Here is an 8,515-nt window from a genome sequence, read left to right as displayed (position 1 = left end):
GCATTGGAGACCGTGGTGCGGCTGATGCCGAGCGCGGCGGCCACATCGGCCAAGGTGAGGCGCACTCGCCCACGTGGGGCGTCGGGTGGCGCGGGGGTGGTCTCGTCGGTGCCCATGGTGAGGGCGGAGTGTAGAGGCCGGCACAAACAGGGCGCAGGCGTTCAATCTCCCGTGGGCCCTGACCTACCGCCCATCGCGTTCGCAGCGAGACGATCAATCGCGCGAAGCCCCGTTCGCCGGAACGCGCCGCTGCGGCTTGCGCGCGCCCTCGACCAGCAGCTCCATGAAGCGCTGCGCCAGCGGCGGCAAGGTGGCACCCTGCCGCGTCAGCACGCCGATCTGCCGTTTGAGGCGGGCCTCGGCGAACGGCAGCACCGAGAACTGCCCCGCCGGGTGGCTGTCGAGCACCGACTCGCTCTGGATCGCGACCAGGTCGCTGTGGAGAAGCAGGTCGGCCAAGGGGGCCGTCGTGTTGCTCACCTCGATGGCGACCTGGGGCGCCGGCAGGCCGGCCGCGGCGAGCACGGCCTCGATCTGGAGCCGGGCAGCCACATCAGGCCCGGGCAGCATCCACTGCGCGTGTGCGAGATCCTTGAGGCGCAGCCGGCTGCGCGCCAGCAGCGGGTGGCCGGGCCGCACCACCATGCACAGGTCGTCCGACATCAGCGCGACGGCGTCGAGGTCCGGCGGCGGCTCCTCGGGCAGTGCGTTGATGCTGAGGTCGATGTCCCCGCGCCGCAGCGCCGGGAGCAACACGTCGTTGAGGTTGATGTTGACCTTCAGCCGCGCTGCCGGCCGCTGGCGGTGCAGCTGCAGGCAGGCCGGCAGAAACAGAGGCCGGACGTACAGCGGAGACACGCCGACCCGCAGCACGCCCATGGCCCCGAGGTGCATGTCCGCGGCCTCCTTGATCGCATCGCCCAGCGTCGCACGCAGAGCGTGTGTGCGTTCGTGGAAGTGCCGGGCCGCGGCCGTCAGCGCCATGCCACGGCTGCCGCGCTGGAACAAGGGGAAGCCCAGCTCGCGCTCCAGCCGCTGGACGCCCTTGCTCACCGCCGGCTGCGAGATGCCCAGCTCGGCGGCCGCGCGCCGGACCTGCCCGTGCCGCACGACCGCCAGGAAGTAATCGATGTCGTCAAGGCGAACCGTCATGGCCTGAGAGATGCCTCATGGTTATCAACAGGGTCGCTTTGATTATCGATTGGCGGGGGAATGCCTTCAAGAATGCATGCCTCGCGAGCACCGCGCTCGCACCCCCTCCCCGAGGCGCTGCCATGAACTCACCCACTTTCACCCCACAGCAGAACATCCGGCGCCGCACCCTGCTCGCGCTCGGCGCCAGTACGTTCGCCGCCGGCTGGCTGCCTGCTTCTGCCTCGGCAGCAGACAGCTGGAACGCCGGCGAGGTGGTCCACCTGATTCCCACGGCCAGCCACGAGCGGCTGCTCATCAAGGTCTCGTTGCGGCGACCGCTCGCCCAGCCGCCGCGGCTGCTCGTCGATGGGCGGCCCACGGCGGGCGTCATGACGGATCGGCTCGGCCGCTTCTGGCGATTCGATGTGCGGGGCTTGCCGCCGGCGACGCGGCACGAGCTGCGCATCGTGGAAGCGCAGGGCCAGCCCCTGTGCGACGCCTGGCCGCTGTCCACCCTGCCCGCACCCGACGCGGCGCCCGAGCACGTGCGGCTGCTCGCCTACACCTGTGCCGGCGGCAACGACAGCGCGCCGATCGGCGGCAAGTCGACCTGGCTCGCGATGGAGGCACGCCGTCGCCTGCTGGCGCGCGGCCTGTCGTTCGCGCCGCATGCCGTCATCGCCAATGGCGACCACATCTACTGGGACCAGAAAACGCTGGAGAACAAGCGTGTGCCGCGCGAACGCATCGCGGCGGCGCGCGCGGCCTTCGGCGGCGAGCTGGACCTGTCGCTGCCGATGGACGATCCGCGCAATGCGGCGATCCATCAGGCGGTGTGCGACCACCAGATCGCGCGCCTCTACGGCACGTCGCTGCGGTCGACGCCCGCGTGGTTCCTCACCGACGACCACGACATGTTCGAGAACGACGAGTTCGACGACCAGCTCGCCACGCTGCCGGTGGAAGACTACGGCCGCGTCGGCGCCGAGCTGACGCAGCGCCTGTACTACCCCGAGTTCCTGCCCGATCCGGGCCGACCGTCATGGCTGCCGGGCAGCGGCATCCCCGGCCTGGCCGACGGAACCAATGGCTGCTTCGGAACCCTGCGCTACGGTCGCCTGCTCGAAGCGGTTCTCTACGACTGCCGCCGCTACCTCGACAACAAGGGCCGGCACGCCCGCGTGGTGCCGCGCTGGGTGGAAGACTGGCTGCTTGCGCGCACGCGCGCCGAAGACACCGCGCAGTTCATGCACGTACCCTCGCTGCCCTTCGGCTACTCGTCCGGCAAGCTGGGCGACTGGTACCCCGACAAGCTCGACGAACGCCAGGGTCGGCTCGTGCTCGACCAGCCCAAGGAAGGCTGGCAAAGCGGATGGCAGGCGCAGCATCAGCGGCTGCTGGCCGCCCTCGGCGAACAGCAACGGCGTGCGGCGCTGATCGTCCAGGGCGACTTCCACGCCACGGCCGCCGGCCGCATCGTCCGTTCGATGGACCTGACGCTGCGCCAGCCGGTGCACACGGTGATGGCGGGCACGCTGGGCACAGGCGACCTGGGCTTCCCGTCGGCCTACCGGCGCACCGAGTCGACGCCCTCGGCCACCGTGACGATGGAGGAAGCGCTGCGCCCGACCGAGAAGAACGGCTTCACGGTGATCGACGTGACGCCGCAAAGCATCACCTGCCGCATCTTCACCTGGCGCCCGCCGCAGCCCCTCGAAGAGATCGACGCGATGGCGCCGGCACTCGTCTACGAGATTCCTCGACCGCGCGGCGCGTGAGGCACGTGGCCCGGCCCGATGCCGTCCTGACCTGCTCAGCAACCCCAGAGCGCAGGGCCGCCGTGTGCACCGGCGCATCCCGGAGCGCCAGCAACGCCGGGTCGACCGCGCTGACGGTGATCGAGCAGCCAGCCATCTCATCAGCGCAACGTCGGCACCGGGAGCGGCTGCTCGTCGGTGGGCGGCCCGCGACGGGCGTCATGACGGATCGGCTCGGGGCTCAGCCCTCGAAGTGAAACAGCTGCACCAGGCGACCGTTCTCCGGGTGATCGCCGAACAGTTCGGTGATCGAGTGGAAGTAGTCACTGCGAAAAACGATCAGGCGATTGAAGCGCATCGGCACCTCGAACAGTGCCTCCCAGGTGGTGTCGCGCTGGCGCAGCCATTCGCTGAAGGGCAGCTGGCGGTTGGGCGGCAACTTGCGCTTCTGGAAGTCCAGGAACGACGCGTAGCCGGCTGCACGAAGCTCCGCCTCGTCGGGGCGGCGCGCCCAGCCGGTGCCGCGATGGCGATAGAAGCGCGTGCCGCCGCGGCAATCCTCGGGCAGGCTCAGGTAGAGCACACCGCCGTAGATCTCGGGCAGCGTGGGGTTGTCGACGTGCACGTCGGCGCGAGCGTCGTCGCCGGCCAGGCTCACGCGCAAGGCCCCGTTGTCGGGTGAATCCCATTTGATCCTGCGGCCAAGCGCATCGGCGATGCGCTGCATGGTGGCGCCACAGGGCTGCGGTGCGGACTGCAGGCCGGGGAAGTTGCCGCGCTCCAGCGTGCTGGCCTGTGCCCGGAGCAACTGCAGGGCCTGGGCACGCAGGGCCTGCGGGTCGGTCAGGAAGTCATCGATCACCACCAGGTCGCGCTCGGTGCAGGCTTGCGCCGCATCGGCTGGGGCGAAGGGCTGCAGCAGCCTCAGATGGCCCGCGGGGGAGGGCCGCGCAGGCGCTGCCCGCGGCAGGGCAAAGCCCATGTTCAGCCGCCGGGCGACGCCGCTGGACAGCGCCAGCGCCTGCTGCGCACTGGCCAGCGCCTCGGGCATCGCCCAGCGCAGGTAGCGCAGCCGGGCCAGGGCCTCGTGCCATGCCGCGCGCTGTGGGTCGATGGCCAGGGCCGCCGCGTAGTTGCGCTCGGCGTCGCTCACGCGATCGAGGCGCAGTTGCAGAGCGGCCAGGCTCGCCAGGGCTTGCGCGTCCTCGGGCCTCAGCTCGCACGCGCGCTGCAGGTGAGTGGCGGCCTCGGTGAGCTCGCCCTGACCGGCCAGGGCCGTGGCCAGATTGAGGTGGAAGTCGGCGTCGTCTGGGCGTTCTGCGATGGCCTTGCGCACAAAGCTCAGCCCCAGCGCCACCTGGCCCAGGCTCAGGTAGGCCACGCCCAGCAGGTGCAGGGCGTCGGCATGGCGGGGCTCGGCGGCAAGGGCCGCCTGGTAGCGCGAGAACGCATCGCCGACCCGGCCTTGCGCGTGCAGGGCGCGGCCTTGGTTGAGCAGGGCCGCCACATCGGCGGGCGACCCGCTGCGGGGCGAAGAGGGTTTGGTGACCATGAGAAGTTCGGAAGGAATTGGCGCGAACGTTGCCGAATGGTCGCAGAGCAGGCGGGCTTGGCGCGCAGCAAGGTCATCGGGTCGAGGGGCACTCGACCGTCGGCGATGGCGGTGACCACCACCAGCCTGGTCTTGACCCCGGCGGGTGAATTCACGAGGGGCAGCAACACCTCGTTGCAGGCGCTGTCGCGGCTCTACCTGGGGCCAGTCCTTCAGGCCCGTTGAACGCGCTTCTGCTCAGCAAGCCCAGCGCAGGGCCGCCGTGTGCACCGGCGCATCCCAGAGCGCCAGCAACGCCGGGTCGACCGCGCTCACCGTGATCGAGCAGCCGGCCATCTCGAGCGAGGTGACGAACGGCCCGGTCAGGTGACGGACCACCTTCACGCCGGCGGCGGCCAGCACCTTGCGTGCGGCGTGCACCATCACGTAGAGCTCGAGCAGCGGGGTGCCGCCAAAGCCGTTGACGAGCAGGATGACCTCCTGCCCCGGCTTGAGCGCCAGGTCCTTGAGGATGGAACCGGTCAGCTCCGCGGCGATGTCGTCGGCGGTGGTGTGCTTGACGCGGCGCCGGCCCGGCTCGCCGTGGATGCCCACGCCCATCTCCATCTCGTCGACGCCGATCTGGAAGGTGGGTTTGCCGGCCGCCGGCACGGTGCAGGAAGTCAGCGCCACGCCCATCGAGGCGGTCGCCTTGTTGACCGTGTCGCCCAGGGCCTTCAACTCAGCGAGCTTCATGCCGCGTTCGGCCGCGGCCCCGACGATCTTCTCGACGATCAGCGTGCCCGCCACGCCGCGGCGGCCGGTGGTGTAGGTGGAGTTCTCGACGGCGACGTCGTCGTTGACGATGACGGTCGCGTTCTCGCGGTCCAGCATCTCGGCGGCCATCTCGAAGTTCATCATGTCGCCGGAGTAGTTCTTGACGATGAAGAGCACGCCGGCTCCGGTTTCAACCGACTGCGCCGCGGCCAGCATCTGGTCGGGCGTGGGTGAGGTGAACACCTGGCCCGGGCAGGCGGCATCGAGCAGGCCCAATCCGACGAAGCCTGCATGCAGGGGCTCGTGGCCCGAGCCGCCGCCGGAGATGAGCGCCACCTTGCCGGGTCTGACGTCGCGGCGGCGCACGAACTGCCGCTCGGCGCCGAGCGTGACGATGTCGGCATGCGCCGCAGCAAACCCGTCCAGGCTCTCGGCCAACACGGTTTCGACGTCGTTGATGAGCTTCTTCATGGTGATTCCTGCCAAGCGTTCAAAGCGTGTCACACAGCGCGGAGATGATCAAGGCCATCGAGCGTGAGCCCGGGTCCACGTGGCCCAGCGCGCGCTCGCCGAGGAAGGACGCCCGGCCCTTGATGGCGTCCATCTGCGCGGTGGCCTGGGCACTGTCGAGGGCGCACTGACGCACGCGTGCGACGAGGTCATCTCCTCCCGCGGCGAGCACCTTCTGCACCGGGTCCAGCACGTCGAGCAGCGTCTTCTGGCCGACCTCCACCTTGCCGAGCTTGCTGAGCGCAGCGATGGCAGCGGCCAGGGCACGCGCCACGTCGGCGGACGACGGCTGTTCCGGCAGTTCCTTGCCGAGCGTGACCAGCAGCGTGCCGAACACCGGCCCGGACGAGCCGCCCACGGTGGACATGCAGGTCATGCCCATGGCCTTCAGTGCCTCGTTGAGGCTCTTGCTCTCCAGCTCGGCCATCTTGGCCTGGATGGCCAGCGCGCCGCGCCGCATGTTCAGGCCGTGGTCGCCGTCGCCGATGGCGGCGTCGAGCTCGGTCAGCTCCTCGACATGGTCGACCAGCACCTGCGTGCAAGCCTGAAGTGTTCGTTTCAGGTCCATCATGAGGCTCCGAGAATGCGCTGGCCGGACACGTCGAAGAACAGCGGCGCGCTGAACTCCACCGACACCGCCCGGCCCGGCTCCAGGCCCGTGGTGTCCCGGCACAGCGTGATGAGTTCGACGTTGTTGCTTGCGCCGCCCAGCGCCACGTGCACGTGTGTCTGGTCGCCGAGGTGCTCGATGCGCCGGACCAGCCCCTTGGCGTGGCCGCTGTCGTGCCCGTTGGCGAGGGCGAGGCGTGTGCCGTCGGGGCGCACGCCCACGGTGGTGGTGGCCGCCGGAGCCGGCAGGGTGCCGACCGCGTCGCGCGGCAGCAGGTTGATGCGGGGTGCGCCCAGGCGCGCCGCCACGTAGCTGCTGACCGGGGCGCGGTAGATCTCCTGCGGCGTGCCGACCTGAACCAGCACGCCCTTCTCGAGCACGCCGATGCGGGTGGCGAGCGTCATGGCCTCGGTCTGGTCGTGCGTCACGTACAGCAGCGTCGCGCCCATGTCCTGCTGGATGCGCTTGAGCTCCAGGCGCAGGTCGTTGCGCAGCTTGGCGTCGAGCGAGGACAGCGGCTCGTCCATCAGCGTCACAGCCGGCTCGCGCACCAGCGCGCGGCCGATCGCCACGCGCTGCATCTGGCCGCCTGAGAGCCGGGTGGCCGGGCTGGCCAGCTTGTCATCGATGCGCAGCATCTTCGCCACCTCGGTGACCTTGCGCCGCACCTCGTCTTCCGCCAGGCGGCGCATGGGCGAGCGCAGCGGGAAGGCGAGGTTGTCGAACACGTTCAGGTGCGGGTAGAGCGAGTACTGCTGAAAGACGAAGGTCACGTCGCGCAGCGCCGGGGCCAGCGCGGTCATGTCGTGGCCGCCGATGTGGACCGAGCCGGCGTCGGGCTTCTCCAGGCCGGCGACGAGGCGCAGCGTGGTCGTCTTGCCCGCGCCACTGGGCCCGAGCAGCACGATGAACTCGCCCGAGGCGACTTCGAGGTCCATGCCGGCCACGGCCTGCACCTCGCCGAAACGCTTGGCAATGCCCTTGAGCAGCAGGTCAGCCATGGGCGGCTCCGGTGACGGCGCTGTGCGACCGCGAGGCACGCGTCGGCGAGGCCGACTCGTGGCGCACCGTGCGCAGCGCCCTGCCGCTGGCGGCATCGAACAGCGAGACCTGCGCCGCGTCGAAGGCCAGACCGACCTGGTCGCCGCGCTGCGCCGGCACCTCGGTGCCCACGCGGGCGCGCAGCAGCGTGCCTTGCGCCGTCTGGCAGGTGACGACCTGGCTGGTGCCCAGGTACTCGGCGCCCAGCACCTCGGCCCGCACGGGGGATTCGGCGCTGAAGCGGATGTGCTCGGGCCGCACGCCGTAGAGCAGCTTCTGCGCGGGCGCGTCCTCGCGCAGTTCAGGTGCGGCCACCAGCGCCTCGCCCAGCCGCACCTGGCGGGCGCCGGTGGTGTAGCCGCCCTCGAAGGGCAGGAAGTTCATGGCCGGCGAGCCGATGAAGTCGGCGACGAACACGCTGGCGGGCCGGTCGTAGACCTCCTGCGGCGCGCCGAGCTGCTCGATCACGCCCTGGTTCATGACGGCGATGGTGTCGGCCATCGACATGGCCTCGAGCTGGTCGTGCGTCACGTACACCGTGGTCGCCTTCAGGCGGTCGTGCAGGCTGCGCAGCTCCCGGCACATCAGCTCGCGGAACTCGGAGTCGAGCGCGCCGAGCGGCTCGTCCATCATGAAGGCGAGCGGCTGGCGCACGATCGCGCGGCCCAGCGCCACACGCTGGCGGTCACCGCTGGACAGGCCCGACACCGGTTTGTCCAGCAGGTGCTCGATGCGCAGCACGCGCGCCGCTTCGGCCACCTTGGCCGCGACCTCGGCGCGCGGCACGCCCTGCGAGACGAGCGGGAAGGCGATGTTGCGCCGCACGTTCATGTGCGGGTAAAGCGCAAAGAGCTGGAACACGAAGGCGATGTCGCGCGCCGAGGCGCGCTTGAAGGTCACGTCTTCGTGGCCGAGGAAGATCTGCCCCGACGTCGGCAGCTCGAGCCCGGCGATCATGCGCAGCGTGGTCGTCTTGCCGCAGCCCGAGGGGCCGAGCAGGCAGAAGAACTCGCCGTCCTTCACGGTGAAGGTCGAGTCCTTCACCGCGGTGAAGTCGGCGAAGGCCTTGTGCAGGTTCTGGACGCGGATCTCGGCCATGGCGCGACTAGTCGGGGAACTTGGAAACGATGGTGAACAGGAGGACGCCGGCCAGCG

The 8,515-nt window shown here is 70.2% G+C and carries 7 protein-coding genes; 1 reads left to right on the top strand and 6 read right to left on the bottom strand.

The annotated features are described in order from the left end of the window. Positions 1–213: 213 nt before the first annotated feature. Positions 214–1,152 (bottom strand): LysR family transcriptional regulator, encoded by a 939-nt coding sequence (locus VFL64_RS08960; RefSeq protein WP_489540036.1) that lies wholly within the window; start codon positions 1,150–1,152, stop codon positions 214–216. Positions 1,153–1,274: 122 nt separating this feature from the next. Here VFL64_RS08960 and VFL64_RS08955 point away from each other — a divergent pair, with 122 nt between their 5' ends. Further along, positions 1,275–2,912, top strand: coding sequence for an alkaline phosphatase D family protein (locus tag VFL64_RS08955; RefSeq protein ID WP_489540035.1), 1,638 nt, complete (start codon positions 1,275–1,277; stop codon positions 2,910–2,912). A 220-nt stretch (positions 2,913–3,132) separates the two neighbouring features. On the opposite strand, the gene VFL64_RS08950 is transcribed toward VFL64_RS08955, so the two are convergent. From VFL64_RS08950 to VFL64_RS08930, 5 genes are all read right to left on the bottom strand, one after another. After that, positions 3,133–4,443: a DUF6445 family protein gene (locus tag VFL64_RS08950; RefSeq protein ID WP_489540034.1), complete on the bottom strand. Its 1,311-nt coding sequence runs from the start codon at positions 4,441–4,443 to the stop codon at positions 3,133–3,135. A gap of 237 nt (positions 4,444–4,680) precedes the next feature. Next, positions 4,681–5,670, bottom strand: coding sequence for a dihydroxyacetone kinase subunit DhaK (dhaK, locus tag VFL64_RS08945; RefSeq protein WP_489540033.1), 990 nt, complete (start codon positions 5,668–5,670; stop codon positions 4,681–4,683). Between the two features lie 19 nt (positions 5,671–5,689). Further along, positions 5,690–6,277, bottom strand: a complete 588-nt coding sequence (gene dhaL, locus VFL64_RS08940) for a dihydroxyacetone kinase subunit DhaL (RefSeq protein WP_489540032.1) — start codon at positions 6,275–6,277, stop codon at positions 5,690–5,692. Further along, a complete protein-coding gene (locus VFL64_RS08935) occupies positions 6,277–7,320 on the bottom strand; it encodes an ABC transporter ATP-binding protein (RefSeq protein WP_489540031.1) in 1,044 nt (347 codons plus the stop codon). Before VFL64_RS08935 ends, dhaL begins: the two co-directional genes overlap by 1 nt. Further along, the gene (locus VFL64_RS08930; RefSeq protein WP_489540030.1) at positions 7,313–8,458 is read right to left on the bottom strand and encodes an ABC transporter ATP-binding protein; all 1,146 of its coding nucleotides are present in this window, start codon (positions 8,456–8,458) and stop codon (positions 7,313–7,315) included. The genes VFL64_RS08935 and VFL64_RS08930 overlap by 8 nt, the downstream gene beginning before the upstream one ends. Positions 8,459–8,515: the final 57 nt, after the last annotated feature.

Origin of the sequence: Rhizobacter sp., from assembly GCF_035702065.1 — a bacterium.
Classification (GTDB): domain Bacteria; phylum Pseudomonadota; class Gammaproteobacteria; order Burkholderiales; family Burkholderiaceae_C; genus Rhizobacter.
The sequence above is the reverse complement of the archived record's forward strand: the minus strand, read 5'-3'. Positions and strand labels throughout refer to the sequence as shown.